Consider the following 18,112-nt stretch of genomic DNA (forward strand, 5'->3'; position numbering starts at 1 on the left):
ACGTTATCCTTCACCCAGATAGGCACGAATGACATCCGGGTTGTTACGAATTTCAGCTGGGGTGCCCTGTGCCAGCGGCGTGCCCTGATTGACGACATAAATCCGGTCGGAAATCCCCATGACCAGCTTCATATCGTGTTCAATCAACAGCACCGATACCTGATGGCTATCGCGCAGTTCCGCAATCAACTGATTTAACTCGTCAGTTTCTTTCGGGTTCAGACCGGCCGCCGGCTCATCCAGCATCAGCAGTTCAGGCCGCGTCACCATACAGCGGGCAATCTCCAGACGGCGCTGCTGGCCGTAAGCCAGATTCCCCGCCTGACGGTTCGCTAAATCCAGCAGGCCAATACGCTCGAGCCACACCGCGGCACGCTCCTGCGCATCGGCTTCCGCACGACGAAAGCCCGGCGTTTTCAATAGCCCGGCAAACACGCCGCTTTTCAGGTGTTGATGCTGCGCCACCAGCAGGTTCTCCACCACCGTCATTTCACGGAACAGGCGAACGTGCTGGAACGTACGCACCACGCCCATTCGAGCAATAGCCTGCCCGGGTAACCCTTCCAGATGACGATCGCGCAGCATGATGGTGCCACCGCTCGGGCGATAAAAACCGGTCAGGCAGTTGAAGACCGTGGTTTTCCCCGCCCCGTTCGGGCCGATCAGCGAGACGATTTCGCCAGCATGAATATCCATTTCAACGTTGTTGACCGCCAGCAGGCCGCCAAAACGCATCATCAGACCTCTGACTGATAATAGTGGCTGCGTGCTCATGCTTGATCTTCCTTCTTCGCGACTTTCAACTTCATCTCAGGACGCTTCATCGGCAGCAGGCCTTGCGGACGCCAAATCATCATCAGAACCATCAATGCACCCAGCAACAGCATGCTGTATTCATTCAGATCGCGCATCAGTTCGCGAGACACCACCAGCAGGATTGCCGCGAGAATGACCGCAAACTGCGACCCCATTCCGCCCAGCACGACGATGGCCAGCACAAAGGCAGACTCGGCGAACGTGAATGATTCCGGGCTGACAAAGCCCTGACGCGCGGCAAACAGCGTACCGGCAAAACCTGCAAACGCGGCGCTGATAGTAAAGGCCGTCAGCTTGATGCGCGTTGGGCTCAGACCCAGAGAGCGACAGGCGATTTCATCATCGCGCAGCGCTTCCCACGCGCGTCCCAGCGGCATCCGCAGCAGGCGGTTAATCACAAACAGAGTCAACACGACCAGCAGCAACGCGACCAGATACAGGAAGATAATACGGTCGCTGGGGTCGTATTGCAGGCCAAAGAAATTGTGGAACGTATCCCAACCGCCATCGCGCGCGCTGCGGCTGAATTCCAGACCAAAGAAAGTCGGTTTAGGGATCTGGCTGATGCCGTTCGGGCCACCGGTAATTTCGGTGTTATTCAGCAACAGGATACGGACAATCTCACCGAACCCGAGCGTCACAATCGCCAGATAGTCGCCGCGCAAACGCAGCACCGGGAAACCGAGCAGGAAGCCGGACAGCGCCGCCGTCATGCCCGCCAGCGGCAGACTTTCCCAGAAGCCCAATCCGTAATAGTGGTTCAGCAGCGCATAGGTATACGCGCCGATGGCGTAAAACCCGCCGTAGCCCAATACCAGCAGGCCAGACAGGCCAACCACCACGTTCAAACCCAGACCCAGCATCACGTAAATCAGCGTGAGGGTGGCGATATCCACCGTACCGCGCGACACCAGAAACGGCCAGGCGATAGCGGCGATAATCAATGCCGCAGCCAATACCTTCTGCCGAGGCGTACTGCCATCAAAGCTCGGCAACACCAGCGACGGCGCTGAAAATTTCTTGATGCTTTGCTGGAAGAACGGGCGAATCAACTGGAAGAAGAACACCACGATGCAGCCCGCGCCAATCCAATACCAGCGGACTTCATCAGCACCGCGCACCACCAATTTGGTGCCATCCAGCGCCAGCTGCATGCCCATTAAGAACGAGGCAAGCACCAGCAGCATGAACGCGGAAACCAGCGCGTTAAACAGGTTGAGCTGTTTCATACTTTCTCAACCTCCGGGCGACCCAGAATGCCGGTAGGCATCACCAGCAGCACCACAATCAGCAGAGCAAACGACACCGCATCTTTGTATTCCGTGCTCAGGTACGCGGACGTCAGCGCTTCGGCTACGCCCAGAACCAGCCCACCGATCATCGCGCCAGGGATACTGCCGATTCCGCCCAGTACCGCAGCAGTAAAGGCTTTCATCCCGGCCATAAAGCCAATATAGGGGTTAATGACGCCGTAAAACTGCCCCAACAACACGCCTGCAACGGCGGCCATCAGCGCACCGATGACGAAGGTCAGGGAAATGACGCGATCGGTGCTGATACCCAGCAGACTCGCCATTTTCAGGTCTTCCGCGCAGGCGCGGCAGGCGCGTCCCATACGGGAATAGCGAATGAACAACGTCAGCGCCAGCATGGCGAGGAACGTAACAATCCAGATGATCAGCTGCATGGAGCTAATGGTCGCGGCAAAGCCATTGCTTTCGCCCAGCACCCACTGGCCGGTCACCAGACTCGGCAGCGCAACATCACGCGAGCCCTGATTCAGGCTGACGTAGTTTTGCAGGAAAATTGACATCCCGATGGCAGAAATCAGCGCAATCAGGCGCTTTGACGTTCGAACAGGTCGATAGGCCACCCGTTCGATACTCCAGCCGTAGGCGCTGGAAATGACCACGGCGGCAATGAAAGCGGCGCCAATCAGCAGCCAGCCAGCATCAATGCCCATCATCATCAGGGCCGCAATCACAATAAAGGAGACATAGCTACCGATCATATACACTTCGCCGTGTGCGAAGTTAATCATGCCGATAATGCCGTAAACCATGGTGTAGCCAATGGCGATCAGCGCATAGGTGCTGCCCAACGTCAGGCCGTTGAACATCTGCTGAAAAAAGTAAAGGAACTGCTCGGACATACCTTAACCTTAAATGCTGCCCCCGCGCCTTGCGGCAACGGGGGCTCGGTATTGAGGGATTATTATTGGTACACACTCAGCGGGCGAAGAATGCTCTCCACGCCGGAGAGGCAGACAACGGCGAATTCATCCGTTATCCGCCTCCGGCATGGTGATTATTTCACTGCGCTGGACGTACCGTCTTTGTGCCACTCAAATACGCCAAATTCAAACCCTTTCAGGTCGCCTTTTGCATCCCAGCTTAATGGTCCCATTACGGTATCCACGGAATTCGCTTTCAGATCCGCGACCAGTTTTTCCGGCTCATCGCTACCCGTACGCGCCATCGCGGTGGTCAGCGATTGCAGCGCGGCATAAGTTGTCCAGACGAACGGGCCAGTCGGGTCCAGTTTCTTGGCTTTCAGCGCATCCACAATCGGTTGGTTCGCTGGAACCTGATCGTAGCGCTTTGGCAGCGTGACCAGCATCCCTTCAGACGCATCGCCCGCGATGTTGGACAGCGAGGAGTTACCCACGCCTTCCGGCCCCATGAACTTGGTGGTCATGCCAGCCTGACGCGATTGGCGCAGAATCTGCCCCATTTCCGGGTAGTAGCCGCCGAAATACACGAAATCGACGTTCTCTTTCTTCAGACGCGCAACCAGCGTAGAGAAATCTTTGTCACCCGCCGTCACACCTTCAAACAGCACGACATTCGCACCGGCTTTTTTCAGGCTATCCTGAACAGAGCGGGCCAGGCCTTCACCATATTGCTGTTTGTCATGCACCACGGCGATACGCTGCGGTTTGATGGTTTCAACGATGTACTTCGCTGCGGTTGGTCCCTGATCGGAATCCAGCCCCGTCGTACGCAGCACCATTTTGTAGCCGCGCGTGGTCAAGTCGGCGTTGGTTGCCGCAGGCGTAATCATGATCACGCCTTCTTCTTCATAAATATCAGACGCAGGCTGCGTAGAGGAGGAACACAGATGGCCAATCACATAACGGATACCGTCATTGATGACCTTGTTCGCTACGGCAACCGCCTGCTTGGGGTCGCACGCGTCATCATATTCAACGCCAACCAGTTTGTTACCGTTTATGCCGCCTTTTGCGTTGATATCAGCAATAGCCTGACGCGCGCCAATGAACTCCATATCGCCATACTGGGCAACCGGGCCAGACATCGCGCCAACAACCGCAACCTTAATATCGGCAGCATTGACCGCATGGCTAAACGCCGCAGCCATACAACCCATCAGCAATACTTTACCTTTACTGAATTTCATTCTTTTTACCCCATCTGTCATTATGGATATTGCCGAAAACCTGACCGCCTTCTGCCATAACCCGCTATTTTCTTATAAGTAAGAAAGGCTTAGGTTATTATTAGTAATGATTTCTAATAAGGCTTTATTTTTCATATTATTAAACAGGAATATTATGCTGCAAATCAACTCACATTGTCAGAAACAAGCGGAGCAAACAGCACAAAACACCAGATGCAAAATCCAGCATTTAATTTATATATAGTCAGATATTCTACTTTATGCATTAATTGTTGATGGATTACTCGAAAAACAGAGAATGAGAAAAACATTTGCCCTATTAACCATAACGCTCAAATTACACAACCGATCCACTACAAAACAACTACATTATTCTTCACTCATATGATGGAGTGCCGATAAAAATGAAACTCACCGTTGAATGCCTCACCCGATTCAGTCCTCAGGATAAAATTGATCTGGCAAAAATTTGGCCGCATCAGAACATTGATTTACTTGAAGAAGGGCTCACGCTCGATCGGCGGTTGTTTGCCGCCCGTTTTAACGATCGGCTGTTAGGTGGCGTGCTGGTCGAAATTGAAGGGGAATATGCGGAACTGAGCGATCTGATGGTGCGAGAAGTCACGCGGCGGCGGGGCGTAGGGCAGCTTTTGATTGATGAAGCGCGTCGTCAGCTTCCTGAAGTGAAAGAGTGGTGGCTGGCCACGGCCAATCATGCCGCGATCAAAGAGGAAGTGCTGGCGCGGTTTATGGTGTCCTGCGGCTTCTCACCGGTATCCGGCGGCTGGCGCTATATTCGCAGAAAAGAAACGCCGCTGATTCTTGACGAAATCAACCCAGAGAAACCATAACCCAAACGCGACAGCCTGACATCAGACAAAAACAAAACGACCGGGCATTACCCGGTCGCTACAGAGAAGCAGTGAGAGCGATTACGCTTCTATCGCCGCTCGCAGTTTTTTCATCGCATTCTTTTCTAACTGACGCACGCGCTCTGCGGAAACGCCGTATTGATCGGCCAGTTCCTGCAAGGTGGATTTGTTGTCATCATCCAACCAGCGGGCACGAATAATATGCTGACTACGTTCATCCAGCCCTTCCAGCGCGTAGGTGAGCTTATCCGCCGCATGCGTTTCCCAGTTATCTTCTTCAATGCCATCGGCAAAATCAGACGATTTATCCTGTAGGTAAAGCATCGGCGACATCGCCTTGCCGTCGTGCGAATCTTCTTCCGGCGTTGGATCGAACGTCATGTCCTGCGCAGCCATACGGGATTCCATCTCGCGCACGTCTTTGCTGGTCACGCCAAGTTCACGTGCTACCAGCTCGACTTCATCCTGATTAAACCAGCCGAGACGCGTTTTCGTCTTCCGCAGGTTAAAGAACAGCTTACGCTGTGCTTTGGTGGTCGCGACTTTCACAATACGCCAGTTACGCAGCACGTATTCGTGAATTTCTGCTTTGATCCAGTGCACGGCGAAAGAGACCAGACGCACGCCCACTTCAGGGTTAAAGCGACGTACCGCCTTCATCAGGCCGATGTTCCCTTCCTGAATCAGGTCCGCCTGTGGCAGGCCGTAGCCGGAATAGTTACGGGCAACGTGAATAACAAAACGCAGGTGTGACAGAATCAGGTGCTTAGCCGCATCCAGATCGCCCTGATAATGCAGTCGTTCAGCCAGCGCCCGCTCTTCCTCCGCCGTCAGCATCGGATAGGCATTGGCGGCACGAATATACCCTTCCAGACTGCCCTGGGGAACTAAGGTGAAAGTTTGCATATCTTTGGTCATTCAACCCTCTCAGTTGCTCTACTCGTCATATTGACGTCGACTATCTTAGCACTGCTTCACCGCATCGTTTTGCGCGAAAATGGCAAAACACGGCACCTTAAAGATAACTTTTATTAAAAACCCTAAAACTGGGTTACTCAAATCTTAAAAGCTGTCTATTCAGACTGTGATTTCGCTCGCAAGTTCCCATCATTTTATTCACCTCCTGCCAGAGATCAAGCAGGGGAAAAACGAGCCGTTAACGCACGAAAAACCAAGGGGAAAACACAGCGGGAAACGCAAAGAAGAGATGTCGCTGAGGAGATTTCCCCTGCAATACGGTCTGAATTACAGGGGATAATTATACCAGAAAACGCTTACTGTGGTGTAAAGCGGCGTAAATGTTGCACGGTGGCCAGCCAGGCGGCCAACCAGCCAATCATGCCGGCGATTAACAGCAGCAGCAGGGACTCATCCCAGCTCAGCCCTTTGACAGCAAACGTCGTACCAAAGACGGAAGCCACCTGTGCCACCACCGCATCCAGCTTCCAGACCAGCGCCTGCGATAGAATCAGCGATAGCACCGCGCCGCCGACGCCCATTGCCGCGCCACCATTCAGGAACGGACGCAAAATAAAGCCGTCCGTCGCGCCAATCAGCTTCATTACGTTGATGGTTTCACGGCGGCTGAAAATGCTCAGACGCACGCTGTTGCCGATCACCAAAAAGACAGCGACGACCATCAAAATGCCAATCGTCGCGGAAATCTGCCCGACCAGATTGGTCAGCGCCACCAGCCGTGCAAACCAGCTGTCGTCCATCCGAACTTCATCCACGCCCTGCGTCGCCGCGACGCGATCGCGCAGCGTCGTCAGCGTGGTGGAATCCTGAAAGCTCATTTTCGGCGTGATAATCGCTACGGCTGGCAGCGGGTTCTCTTCCAGCATATCGAGCGCGCCGCCAAAACCGGACCAGTTGCGGAACTCGCCCATCGCTTCATTGCGCGACAGGTAATTCACTTTATCAACGCCCTCTTCCGATTGAAGCTGCGTGATAACCGCCTGCGCCGCGTTGTCATCCAGCGATTTATCCAGATACACCGTCAGCTGAGGCGAGGGATACCACTGCGAAGCAGCCTGACTGACGTTTTTCCACACCAGATAACAGATGCTGGGCAATGCCAGCGAAATAGCGATGACCATGACGGTCAGGAACGTCGCCAGCGGCTGGCGCAGCATATCAGCCAGCGTATTCGTCCAGGCATAGCGCCACTGTTCCTGCCAGCCGCCGCGCAACGCTTTCGATTTTGCGACAGGCTTTTTCGCATTACGGACGTTATTCGCCATCGTGGTTTCCCCCCACCATGCGGCCATCCGACAGCGTCAGCACACGGTAATTACGGCGGGCAATCAGCCCGGTATCATGCGTCGCCATCAGGACGGTGACGCCGACGCGATTGAACTCTTCAAACAGACGCAAAATGCCTTCTGACAGCGCTTCGTCGAGGTTGCCAGTCGGTTCATCCGCCAGCAACACGGCGGGTTTGTTCACCACCGCGCGCGCAATGCCAACGCGTTGCTGCTCACCGCCGGACAGCTGGATAGGGTAGTTTTTCGCTTTATCCAGCAGGCCAACCTTGTCCAGCGCGGCGGAGACCCGACGACGGATATCCTCACTGCTGGCACCCGCGATGATGAGCGGCATCGCGACGTTGTCATAGACCGTGCGCTCCATCAGCAGATGGTGATCCTGAAAGATCATGCCGATCTGACGCCGCAGGAACGGGACTTCGCGTTTTTTCAGGCGGCTGATATTGTGGCCGCCAAACAAAATCTGACCCGCGCTGGGACGTTCAATGCCACAAATCAGTTTCAGCAGGGTGCTTTTCCCTGCGCCAGAATGGCCGGTCAGGAACGCCATTTCCGCGGGGCGCAGATGGAAATCCACCCCTTGCAATGCCTGACGCCCACCGAGGTAAGCTTTACTGACCTGTTCAAAACGAATCATCCGTTTTAATCCTCTCGGGCAAAAAGTGCCTCAATAAAATCGTCGGCCTTGAAGGGCCGTAAATCATCAATGCCTTCCCCTACCCCAATATAGCGGATAGGAATAGCGAACTGGTCGGCAATGGCGAAAATCACCCCGCCTTTCGCGGTACCGTCCAGCTTCGTCAGGGTAATCCCCGTCAGCCCAACGGCTTCATTAAACAGTTTGGCCTGGCTCACCGCGTTCTGCCCAGTGCTCGCATCCAGCGTCAGCATCACTTCATGTGGCGCGTCTTCGTCCAGCTTTTTCATCACGCGCACAATCTTTTTCAGCTCTTCCATCAGGTGCGCTTTGTTCTGCAAGCGACCGGCGGTATCCGCAATCAGGACATCAACGCCGCGCGCTTTCGCTGCCTGAATCGCATCGAAAATCACCGATGCCGAATCCGCACCCGTATGCTGCGCGACCACCGCCACGTTATTACGCTGTCCCCAGACCTGAAGCTGCTCGACCGCTGCCGCACGGAAGGTATCACCCGCCGCCAGCATCACGGATTTGCCCTGCGCCTGGAACTGGCGCGCCAGTTTCCCGATGGTGGTGGTTTTGCCCACGCCATTAACGCCAACCATCAGAATGACATAAGGCGTTTTGCCTTCGATATTCAGTGGGGCGTCCACCTTAGCAAGAATCTCCGCCATTTCGTCTTTCAGCTTCACAAAAAGCGTATCAGCATCTTTCAACTGGCGGCGGCTGGCGTGCTCTGTCAGGCTGGTGATGATTTTACGGGTCGTTTCGACCCCAACATCCGCAACCAGCAGTTGTTCTTCCAGTTCATCAAACAGATCGTCGTCGATTTTCTTACCGCGAAACAATCCGATAAATCCTGAACCGAGGTTCTGGCGCGTTTTTACCAGACTGCGTTTCAGGCGAGCAAAGAATCCCTCTTTTGTTGGGCGTTCCTGCTCTTGCGCAACAACCGGAACATCCTCTGGCTGCACGGATTCTTGTTCTTCGTATGTTTGTTCTTCCTGCTGCACGACGTCCGGTTCTGCTTCAGCCGCTGTCGCACTTTCGGCGATCTCGGTCTGTACGATCGGATCGACGACATCCCGATCGAGAACGTCATGTTCGATCGCGTCACGATCGTCTGTTTCAGAAATAATAGGGGCAGAAACGACAGGTTCAGAGGCGATAGGTTCAGAAACGTTGGCTTCCGGGACCGCGACGGTCGGTTCGTCAGCCGCTGCGGTAACGTCACGCTCGGCGGCCGGTTGGATCAGCGCTTCCGCTTCAACCTTTATCTCTTCTTCAACGACAGGCGCTTCCGGCAGCGGTTTCTCTACCTGCTCCGGCGCGTGCTCAACGGTTTGGTGAGCCGATGCTGCGGCATCCGACTCCGCCGCTGACGGCTGTTCTTCCACAACAATCTTCTCTTGAACAGTCGGCTGCTCTTGTTGTTTTTCTTCCTGTTTCCCTAATCCCAGCCAGGAAAAAAAACCGCGCTTCTTTTCTTTTGACATGTGCGATCGCGCTCCACGCTGCTCACCGCAGCGAATCAATCAATGAAAATCATATTTAAACAACAAGTTTAACACTTTCCTGCCGACAGCAACACGCAGCCAACGGGAGCAATGCCAGACAATTCTCCACGCGGCCAACAATCTTCGTAACGAAAGGCAATGTCCGTAACGAAGTGTGTCAAACGCCGCACGTTACCGGAAGGCCGCAGACAGCACAAAATTTTGGGTTAAGCGCCTTAACATCCATCTTAACATTCCCTCTACACGTAACCGCCGCTAGAATAGCGCCAGAAATTTCCTGCCCGTATCCACACCATGATGATGCGGCACAACAATAACCCTGTGAGCTATGGCTAAAAAAAACGCATCGTCAGCCGCCGGACAAATCCGAATCATCGGTGGTCAATGGCGCGGCAGAAAACTTCCGGTTCCTGATAGCCCCGGTTTACGTCCCACCACCGATCGCGTGCGGGAAACACTGTTTAACTGGTTGGCTCCCGTCATCCAACAGGCGCGCTGTCTGGACTGTTTTGCCGGCAGCGGCGCGCTCGGGCTGGAAGCCTTATCCCGTTATGCTGCTCACGCCACATTATTGGAAATGGAACGTGCAGTCGCCCAGCAATTAACGCAAAATCTGGCGCTGCTTCGGGCGGACAATGCCGAGGTGGTCAATACTGATGCCCTGAGCTGGCTGGCGAAGCCGGGCACACCATTTGACGTCGTGTTTCTCGATCCACCGTTTCGTAAAGAGCTGCTGAACAACACGCTTGCCCTGCTGGAACAACAGGGTTGGCTGGCGCCAGACGCGTGGATTTACGTGGAAACCGAGGCGGAAAATGCGCAACTGACCATCCCGGAGAATTGGCAACTGCACCGTGAGAAAATTGCGGGTCAGGTCGCCTACCGTTTATATATCCGTCAATAATCTTCGCAGCAGCGTAAGGGTAAGAGATGATTTTGATTAACCTTGGCAGGCTACTGATGCTGGGCGTGTGGGGATTTTTGTTGCTCAACCTGATTCAGCCGTTTCCCAGACCGTTGAATATCTTCATGACCGTGGCGATGGTGTTTATGATCCTGATGCATGGTTTTCAACTGCTGCTGTTAAAATCCAGCCAGCCGAAAGACAGCCCCGCGCTGAACCGCGCACTTCAGGCACGTATTTTCCTTTTTGGCGTGTTTGAACTGCTGGCGTGGCAGAGAAAGCAGCCTAAGCCGCCGAAGTCGTAACCGCTACTTCTGCTGGGGCACAAAGCGGATAAAGCGCGTGCCCTTTAGCTGCAACGATCCCTGCATACCGGTATCAAGCTGGTGGTAATCCGCGTTCTCAAGGCGCAACGTGATAGTCGTGCCGCTGGCAATCGGCCTGAACGTGACCTCATAAAGCATGTCCTCTACGACCATCACCTGATGCTCGCGCGCACGCCGACGGCTACGGGGAAACTCGCGTTTGTGCTTCACCTCTGCGGCCACAATACGCAGCGGGGCCGCATCATTCTGTGCTTCCCGGTCACGTTGGCGCCGATACTGCCGCGCCGCCAGCACCAAAATCGCGCCAACGGCCAACGCCAACAGCCAGGGGAAGTCATTCATCAGGGTTTCTTGCCGGGAAGATACGGAAACGCGGTCACGTTATCGCCTAAATCAGAAATGCGAGCGCTGCCTTTTTCCGTCACGGCATCAATACGGATGATCGCCTGTAGGGGGATAAAACTGCGGCTAACGCCGGAAAATTCCGTTTTCAGTTTCTCGGTTGATGGGTCAACCAACACCGCAGACTGGCTATCAAACACGAAGTCGGCAATTTCAATAAAACCGAACAGGCTGCTCTGCACCAACTCACGCACGTAAAGCTGGTAATTTTTACCGTTATTTATAAATTGAATACAATAAAGCGCGGACTCATTACTCATTCAACACAATGCTCCCTTCGAGACTTAACGGCGCCCATCTACAATAAAAACAGGCGATAACATACCATGAAGCTCACAGAAGTCGCATCCGTCTCACGACGTGTTGTTTAACTTCCTCACAATCCCCTACACTGAATAAAGAACGGTTTATTTTTATCCTGACACAAACAAAAACACAAAAAGGACACGCTATGCTTTGGTCATTTATTGCTGTGCTTTTTTCTGGTTGGTTATATGTGGACGCCAGCTACCGTGGTCCAACGTGGCAACGTTGGTTATTCAAACCGGTCACGATGCTACTGCTGCTGGCGCTGGCCTGGCAGACACCGCTGCTTGGCGTGCCGGGCTATTTGATTGTGCTGGGGCTGCTGGCAACGCTGGTCGCAGACACTTTGCTGTTGCTACCGACTCAGCGTCTGCTTTACGCATTTGGTGCTTATTTCCTCTCCCATCTGCTCTACACCATTAGCTTTTTTACCGGACAAATCGCGCTCACATTCTTCTGGCCGCTGGCATTAACGCTCGTCATTCTGGCCGCGATCCTGATCGCGATTATCTGGGGGCGATTGGAAGCACAGCGCTGGCCCGCCTGCGCATTCATCATCATGACCACGCTGATGGTCTGGATTGCCGGCGAGCGGTATTTTGCGCTGGGAACAAACGCAAATTTCTCCCTGCTGACCGGCACCGTACTGCTGTTTATCGCCCATGCAGCCTGGCTGATTCACCATTACCGTTTTCCGTTCCGCGCCCATCAGGCGATTGTGGCAGCGGGCTATTTTGGCGGCCATTTCCTGATTGTTCGCTCCCTCTATTTCTGACGTTGACGGCGCTCACGAAAGTCTGGCTAAGCATTGAGCGGCGGTGTAAAGTTCCTGATGAGAATCGCTATCACTAATAACCCAGGAGGAAAAGATGCACTCTCATCAGCACCACCACAGCGCTGAAAAGTCAGCCTGCTGCAATAACGGCGTTCACCACGCGTCGCGCAAAACCGCGCAACATACAAAAAGCTGCTGCAATGAACACGCGCAGCATTCGACTCACGCAGACCACAGCTGCTGTTCAACGAAACACACGTCTGATGCCACCGTACAGAGCGCGTGTAGCACAGAGCAGCATTCATCAGACAGCGGCGGTAGCGCGGATTCAGACGACCCCGACGGCGGAGACAGCGACAGGCCCCGATCCAACCAGCGTTTCAGCTGGAAAATCAGCGGGATGGATTGTCCCAGCTGCGCACGTAAAATCGAAAATGCAGTAAAAAATCTCACCGGAATTGAACAAGCCAAAGTGCTGTTCGCCACCGAAAAATTGGTTGTTGATGCCTACACCGATATTCGTCCTCAGGTTCAACACGCCGTTCAGCAAGCTGGCTTCACCTTGCAGGACACCGCACTCCCCCTCGCCCCACCAGAACCCTCTACCGTACGCCGTTTCGTACATGAATATGGTTTCTTAATACTTTTCACTTTGCTGGCTGCTGCAAGCTGGGGGCTTTCCCTGCTAAGCGAGCGCGGCGGGCAGATCGCGTTTATCGCGACCACGATTGTCGGGCTGGTGCCGATCCTGAAAAAAGCGGTGCAGCTCATTCGCACGGGCACGCCCTTCGCGATTGAAACGCTGATGAGCGTGGCTTCCATCGGGGCGCTCTTGATTGGCGCTACCACCGAAGCCACGGTCATTTTGCTGCTGTTTATGCTGGGCGAATACCTGGAGTCTTACGCGGCAAACCGCGCACGGCGCGGCGTAACAGCACTGATGGCGCTGCTTCCCGAAGACGCCACGGCGATCGTCAACGGGCAACGGCGTCTCGTGCCTGTCGCCAGTCTGGTTCCTGGCGATGTGATTGAAGTCGCGCCCGGCGGGCGACTCCCCGCCGATGCGGAGCTCTTGAACAGCGACGCCAGCTTTGATGAAAGCGCCCTGACCGGCGAGTCGGTACCCATTGAGCGTACGCCGGGTGAGAAAATTGCCGCCGGCAGCCTGTGCGTCGATCGGGTCGTGCAGCTGCGCGTGGTGTCACAGCCGGGCAACAGCGCAATCGACCGCATTCTGCAACTGATAGAAGAAGCGGAAGAGCGCCGCGCGCCGATAGAACGCTTCCTTGATAAGTTCAGCCGCTATTACACGCCGGCCATCATGCTGCTGTCGCTGCTGGTAATTCTGGTGCCACCGCTACTGCTGGCGCAGCCGTGGCAAGAGTGGATTTATCGCGGTCTGACGCTGCTGTTAATTGGCTGTCCGTGTGCGCTGGTGATCTCAACGCCTGCGGCGATTACGTCCGGGCTGGCTGCCGCAACGCGCCGTGGGGCGCTCATTAAAGGCGGTGCAGCGCTGGAATCGCTGGGCAGTATCAAGACTATCGCATTTGACAAGACAGGCACGCTAACGGAAGGCAAACCGCAGGTGACGGACGTGTTACCCGCCGCAGGCATTAGCGAAACGGCGCTGCTGACGCGCACCGCCGCCGTGGAGTCGGGTTCCCATCACCCGCTTGCCAAAGCCATCGTCCAGCATGCGTTATCCAGCAGCACGTTCCTGCCCTTGGCAGAAAACCGCCAAGCGCTGGCGGGTATCGGCGTGGAAGGCACGATAGGTGGCAAACGGATTCAAGTCAGCGCGCCGACTCGCGTCGCGCCCGATCTGCTTGATGACGGCTGGTTGCAGCGTGTTAACGCACTGGAAAACGAAGGGAAAACCGTCGTGGTGGTGCAAGAAGACGACAGCCTGCTCGGCATACTGGCGTTGAGCGATACCCTACGCCACGATGCACGTGAAGCGCTGGATGCCTTGCAGCAGTTGGGGATCCGAGGCGTGATGCTCACGGGCGATAATCCTCGCGCGGCGGCGGCGATTGCGGCGACATTAGGGATCGATTACCGCGCCAGCCTGCTTCCTGCCGATAAGGTCACGGCGGTCAGCGAGTTGAGTAAACAGCATCCCGTGGCGATGGTCGGCGACGGCATCAACGACGCCCCGGCAATGAAGGCTGCAACCATCGGGATTGCGATGGGAAGCGGTACGGATGTGGCGCTGGAAACAGCCGATGCGGCACTCACGCACAGCCGTCTGACCGGGCTGGCTGCCATGATTAGCCTGTCGCGGGCGACGCAGCATAATATTCGTCAGAACATTGCCATCGCGCTGGGGCTGAAAGCCGTCTTTCTGGTCACCAGCATTCTGGGTATTACCGGGCTGTGGCTCGCCGTGCTGGCAGATTCCGGCGCAACGGCACTGGTCACCGCCAACGCGCTGCGGCTGCTGAGAAAACGGGACTAATATTACCGTTGCAGGCTGTGGATTGAAGGATCGAGATACACGGAGCGACCACGGGGCGAGGCCTCCCTACGGGAACCTCATCCCCGTGTTTCTCCTAATCACACACGTCAACGAACGGTATAACGCACTGAGTATTATTGGCCTTTGCGCAGCAGATACCGATAGGGAAGCTGCTCGGTTTCCTGTGCCAGAAGCTCATGCTCCATGTACACACAAAAACCGGGAATATCGCGGGTGGTGGCCGGATCGTCGGCAATAATCAGCAGCGTTTGCCCGGTTTCCATCTGGCGTACCGTCTTACGCACCATCATCACAGGCTCAGGGCAGCGCAGCCCCTGCGCATCAAGGGTTTTATCCGGGTTGGTAAAGGGATCGGTCATCAACGTTCTCAGTGCAGGAATCAAAAAACCGCCTTAGTTTACGCTGAGGATTTCCCGACGCAAGCGACGACAACGTTTGCGCAGAAAACAACCATCCTTTCCCGGTAAAACACATTGCATTAGCGAAGCAATTGCGTATTATGCCGCCGCGTTGCAGCATAAATCTGCACGTTATCTCTTGGGTTCCCTAACCCCAATAACCAAAAAGGTCACATTATGTATCGTTTTACTCCCCAGCAGCGGCTTACGGCGCTGATCTGGCTATCGTTGTTCCATGTCCTGATCATTACGTCGAGTAATTATCTGGTCCAGCTCCCGGTATTGATTTTCGGTTTTCATACCACCTGGGGCGCGTTTACCTTCCCGTTTATTTTTCTGGCAACTGACCTGACGGTACGGATTTTCGGTGCACCGCTGGCGCGTCGTATCATTCTGACCGTGATGGTGCCTGCGCTGGTGATTTCCTATCTGGTGTCGAGTCTGTTCTATCAGGGATCGTGGCAGTCGTTCGAGGCGTTAAGTCAGGTGAATATCGTCGTGGCGCGTATCGCCTGCGCCAGCTTCATGGCTTATGTTCTCGGCCAGATTCTGGATGTTCACGTCTTCAACCGCCTGCGCCAGAAACGCGCGTGGTGGGTCGCGCCGGCCGTGTCGACCATGTTTGGTAATTTCAGCGATACGCTGGCCTTTTTCTTCATTGCGTTTTACCGCAGCACCGATACCTTTATGGCAGCAAACTGGGTTGAAATCGCGATGGTGGATTATGCCTTCAAGCTGCTGATCAGCCTGGCGTTCTTCCTGCCGATGTACGGCGTGATGCTGAACATGGTGCTCAAACGTCTGAGCGAGCAGAAAGGCTCGACCGACTACCGCTCCGTCCGCAGCCACCATTAATGCCTATCGGGCGGCCATTTGCGCCGCCTTTTCTCATTAAGTCACTCATCGTTTTGTAAAAATAACGCAGGCAACAACAACGGTTTGCAACAACAAAATGCTTGTTTTTGCTATCTGAATAGGGTGCCATACTGTTATTACCTGTTTATACCCGTCATATTTCAAGTTGCATGTGCGTTGGCTGCGTTCACTCACCCGAATCACTTACCTGAGTAAGCTCATCGGGATTCCTTCCCTTGCCGCCTGCCTGAAACTCGAATTATTTAGGGTATAGAAAGATTACCTGTTCAAAAACGAGAGAAAGGGATCCCATGTCGAATGTAATCAAATACCTCGGTGTCGGCTTGCTTGTCGGCCTGCTTGCTGCCTGTGATGGCAAAACGGATGACGCCGCAAAAGCGGGCGCGCAAGATAAACCTGCCGCAGAAGCCAGCGCGGGTCAGAATATTGAATTAATGGAAGGCAAGATTGCGTTTACCCTGCCCGCCGATATGCGCGACCAGAGCGGCAAAGTCGGAACGCAGGCGAACAACATGCACGTTTACGCCAATGACAATGGGCAGAAAGCGGTCATCGTGATTCTGGGCGACAACACCACGGAAGAGTTGACCGTGCTGGCGCAACGTCTGGAAGATCAACAGCGCACGCGTGACGCCAACCTTCAGGTCGTGACCAACAAAACCATCGACGTTGACGGCAAGAAGCTGCAACAGCTCGACAGCATTATTACCAGCAGCGGGCAGCAGGCTTATTCCTCTGTCGTGTTGGGCAAAGTGGAAAACCAACTGCTGACGTTGCAGATCACGCTGCCAGCCAGCAATCAGCAACAGGCACAGAGCGAAGCAGAAGGCATCATCCATACCCTGAAGCTGAAATAATCGGTATTATCGTCGGACAGTAGCCACCGAGGTGGCTACTGTTGTTCTCTTATACGTTAACGATCCGCTGAGCCAGCCGCCACGTCAGCGCCAGACCGCATAGTCCCAGCAGCGCCGCCGCCAGATAAATAGAGGCGATACCGGTATAGGCCATCAGCACACCCGCCACCGGCCCGACGACACCCAGCGACAAATCGAGAAATATGGTATAGGTTGCCAGCGCACTGCCTTGATTCTGCGGCGAGACAGCCTGAACGGCGACAACGCCTAATGCCGGGAACACCAAAGAGAAACCCGCCCCCGCGAGGAATGCGCCGATTTCTGCCATCAGCGGTTGCGTCGCGCCCCAGACCAGCAGCAACCCCACGATCTCAACCACAAAGCACGCCATCGCCACGCGCAATCCGCCAAATCGCTGAATACTGTTAGGAAACACCAGCCGTGCGCCGACAAAAGCACAGCTGAAAATCGTCAGCGTCAGCGCTGCGCCCTCCCAGTTCCGATCGGCATAAAACAGCGTAATAAAGGTGGCGATCACGCCAAAACCCGCAGAGGCGATCGCCAGAATAATGCCGTAAACCCAGACTTTCCCCAGCACTTCGCGAAAAGGAATCTTTTTCCCCGGCGCAACCTGCACCGCCGGGCGCGGCAGCGCAAGCACAATCGCCACCGCTGCGATCAGGATAATGCACACGGAGAGCAGTTTTAGCCCACCGATATGGTTAAGCCAGACGCCGAGCGGTGCGCCAATCGCCATCGCGCCGTAGGTGGCAATACCATTCCATGAAATTACGCGTCCGATGTGTCGGGAACCCACCACGCCAACTCCCCAGAGCGTCGCGCCGGTCCCGGCAAAACTCTGTCCGGCCCCCAGAACGATACGCCCGAGACACAATAACAGCAGCGTAATCACCGGCGAGGCGTCGCTAAAGGCAGCCAGCAGGTAAAACACCCCGCTCAGCATGACGCCAGCCAGCCCCCAGACGACGATTTTCTTCGGCCCTTTTTCATCGGCGCTACGCCCCGCGTGCGGGCGGCTCAATAGCGTGGAGAAGTATTGCAGGCTGATCACCAGCCCGGCCCAGAAGGCGCTATAGCCAAGGTGATCGTGCACGTATCCCGGCAGCACCGCCAACGGCAGACCAATATTCAAATAGCTGGCGAAGTTGAACGCCACAATTGAAACGATGCGCAGATTAAGGCGCAGACCGCTCAGCGACGGCTCGGATGGGGAAGGTGTTGGCATGGAAAATT

The 18,112-nt window shown here is 54.9% G+C and carries 19 protein-coding genes; 7 read left to right on the forward strand and 12 right to left on the reverse strand.

What is annotated here, in order from left to right:
- Window positions 1–3 precede the first annotated feature (3 nt).
- The 4 genes from livG to R9X49_RS17580 all read right to left on the reverse strand — a co-directional run bounded on the left by livG (window position 4) and on the right by R9X49_RS17580 (window position 4,236).
- Entirely contained in the window at window positions 4–774 is a 771-nt protein-coding gene (gene livG, locus R9X49_RS17565) for a high-affinity branched-chain amino acid ABC transporter ATP-binding protein LivG (protein WP_010306533.1), read from the reverse strand.
- Entirely contained in the window at window positions 771–2,045 is a 1,275-nt protein-coding gene (locus R9X49_RS17570) for a high-affinity branched-chain amino acid ABC transporter permease LivM (RefSeq protein ID WP_319849642.1), read from the reverse strand. The genes livG and R9X49_RS17570 overlap by 4 nt, the downstream gene beginning before the upstream one ends.
- The gene (gene livH / locus R9X49_RS17575; RefSeq protein WP_319849643.1) at window positions 2,042–2,968 is read right to left on the reverse strand and encodes a high-affinity branched-chain amino acid ABC transporter permease LivH; all 927 of its coding nucleotides are present in this window, start codon (window positions 2,966–2,968) and stop codon (window positions 2,042–2,044) included. The genes R9X49_RS17570 and livH overlap by 4 nt, the downstream gene beginning before the upstream one ends.
- A gap of 155 nt (window positions 2,969–3,123) precedes the next feature.
- Entirely contained in the window at window positions 3,124–4,236 is a 1,113-nt protein-coding gene (locus R9X49_RS17580; RefSeq protein WP_319849644.1) for a branched-chain amino acid ABC transporter substrate-binding protein, read from the reverse strand.
- Window positions 4,237–4,640: 404 nt separating this feature from the next.
- On the opposite strand from R9X49_RS17580, the gene panM reads away from it, so the two are divergent.
- The gene (panM, locus tag R9X49_RS17585) at window positions 4,641–5,087 is read left to right on the forward strand and encodes an aspartate 1-decarboxylase autocleavage activator PanM (RefSeq protein WP_319849645.1); all 447 of its coding nucleotides are present in this window, start codon (window positions 4,641–4,643) and stop codon (window positions 5,085–5,087) included.
- 81 nt (window positions 5,088–5,168) lie between these two features.
- Here the strand turns inward: panM and rpoH are convergent, their stop codons facing one another.
- The 4 genes from rpoH to ftsY all read right to left on the reverse strand — a co-directional run bounded on the left by rpoH (window position 5,169) and on the right by ftsY (window position 9,511).
- A complete protein-coding gene (rpoH, locus tag R9X49_RS17590; RefSeq protein ID WP_319849646.1) occupies window positions 5,169–6,026 on the reverse strand; it encodes an RNA polymerase sigma factor RpoH in 858 nt (285 codons plus the stop codon).
- A gap of 356 nt (window positions 6,027–6,382) precedes the next feature.
- Window positions 6,383–7,351 carry a permease-like cell division protein FtsX gene (ftsX, locus tag R9X49_RS17595; RefSeq protein WP_319849647.1) on the reverse strand — a complete coding sequence of 323 codons (969 nt, stop codon included), beginning with the start codon at window positions 7,349–7,351 and terminating at the stop codon, window positions 6,383–6,385.
- Window positions 7,341–8,012 (reverse strand): cell division ATP-binding protein FtsE, encoded by a 672-nt coding sequence (gene ftsE, locus R9X49_RS17600; protein WP_012772843.1) that lies wholly within the window; start codon window positions 8,010–8,012, stop codon window positions 7,341–7,343. Before ftsE ends, ftsX begins: the two co-directional genes overlap by 11 nt.
- 5 nt (window positions 8,013–8,017) lie before the next feature.
- Entirely contained in the window at window positions 8,018–9,511 is a 1,494-nt protein-coding gene (ftsY, locus tag R9X49_RS17605) for a signal recognition particle-docking protein FtsY (RefSeq protein WP_319849648.1), read from the reverse strand.
- Window positions 9,512–9,860: 349 nt separating this feature from the next.
- Here ftsY and rsmD point away from each other — a divergent pair, with 349 nt between their 5' ends.
- Window positions 9,861–10,436 (forward strand): 16S rRNA (guanine(966)-N(2))-methyltransferase, encoded by a 576-nt coding sequence (gene rsmD, locus R9X49_RS17610; protein ID WP_319849649.1) that lies wholly within the window; start codon window positions 9,861–9,863, stop codon window positions 10,434–10,436.
- Between the two features lie 26 nt (window positions 10,437–10,462).
- A complete protein-coding gene (locus R9X49_RS17615) occupies window positions 10,463–10,741 on the forward strand; it encodes a DUF1145 family protein (protein WP_319849650.1) in 279 nt (92 codons plus the stop codon).
- 3 nt (window positions 10,742–10,744) lie between these two features.
- Here R9X49_RS17615 and R9X49_RS17620 read toward each other — a convergent pair whose 3' ends face one another.
- Window positions 10,745–11,104, reverse strand: coding sequence for a DUF2500 domain-containing protein (locus tag R9X49_RS17620; RefSeq protein WP_319849651.1), 360 nt, complete (start codon window positions 11,102–11,104; stop codon window positions 10,745–10,747).
- Complete coding sequence (locus tag R9X49_RS17625) at window positions 11,104–11,424, reverse strand: DUF1820 family protein (RefSeq protein ID WP_319849653.1); 321 nt, start codon at window positions 11,422–11,424, stop codon at window positions 11,104–11,106. Before R9X49_RS17625 ends, R9X49_RS17620 begins: the two co-directional genes overlap by 1 nt.
- A gap of 191 nt (window positions 11,425–11,615) precedes the next feature.
- On the opposite strand from R9X49_RS17625, the gene R9X49_RS17630 reads away from it, so the two are divergent.
- Complete coding sequence (locus R9X49_RS17630) at window positions 11,616–12,245, forward strand: lysoplasmalogenase (RefSeq protein WP_319849654.1); 630 nt, start codon at window positions 11,616–11,618, stop codon at window positions 12,243–12,245.
- A 94-nt stretch (window positions 12,246–12,339) separates the two neighbouring features.
- The gene (locus R9X49_RS17635; protein ID WP_319849655.1) at window positions 12,340–14,706 is read left to right on the forward strand and encodes a zinc/cadmium/mercury/lead-transporting ATPase; all 2,367 of its coding nucleotides are present in this window, start codon (window positions 12,340–12,342) and stop codon (window positions 14,704–14,706) included.
- Between the two features lie 134 nt (window positions 14,707–14,840).
- Here the strand turns inward: R9X49_RS17635 and tusA are convergent, their stop codons facing one another.
- Window positions 14,841–15,086, reverse strand: coding sequence for a sulfurtransferase TusA (tusA, locus tag R9X49_RS17640; protein ID WP_039350002.1), 246 nt, complete (start codon window positions 15,084–15,086; stop codon window positions 14,841–14,843).
- A gap of 216 nt (window positions 15,087–15,302) precedes the next feature.
- Between tusA and R9X49_RS17645 the strand changes: the two genes are divergently transcribed.
- Complete coding sequence (locus tag R9X49_RS17645; protein WP_319849656.1) at window positions 15,303–15,980, forward strand: 7-cyano-7-deazaguanine/7-aminomethyl-7-deazaguanine transporter; 678 nt, start codon at window positions 15,303–15,305, stop codon at window positions 15,978–15,980.
- 311 nt (window positions 15,981–16,291) lie between these two features.
- Window positions 16,292–16,858, forward strand: a complete 567-nt coding sequence (locus tag R9X49_RS17650) for a DcrB family lipoprotein (protein WP_012772832.1) — start codon at window positions 16,292–16,294, stop codon at window positions 16,856–16,858.
- Between the two features lie 49 nt (window positions 16,859–16,907).
- On the opposite strand, the gene R9X49_RS17655 is transcribed toward R9X49_RS17650, so the two are convergent.
- Window positions 16,908–18,104, reverse strand: coding sequence for an MFS transporter (locus R9X49_RS17655; RefSeq protein ID WP_319849657.1), 1,197 nt, complete (start codon window positions 18,102–18,104; stop codon window positions 16,908–16,910).
- Window positions 18,105–18,112: the final 8 nt, after the last annotated feature.

Source organism: Pectobacterium carotovorum, assembly GCF_033898505.1.
In the GTDB taxonomy this organism is placed as follows: Bacteria; Pseudomonadota; Gammaproteobacteria; order Enterobacterales; family Enterobacteriaceae; genus Pectobacterium; species Pectobacterium carotovorum_J.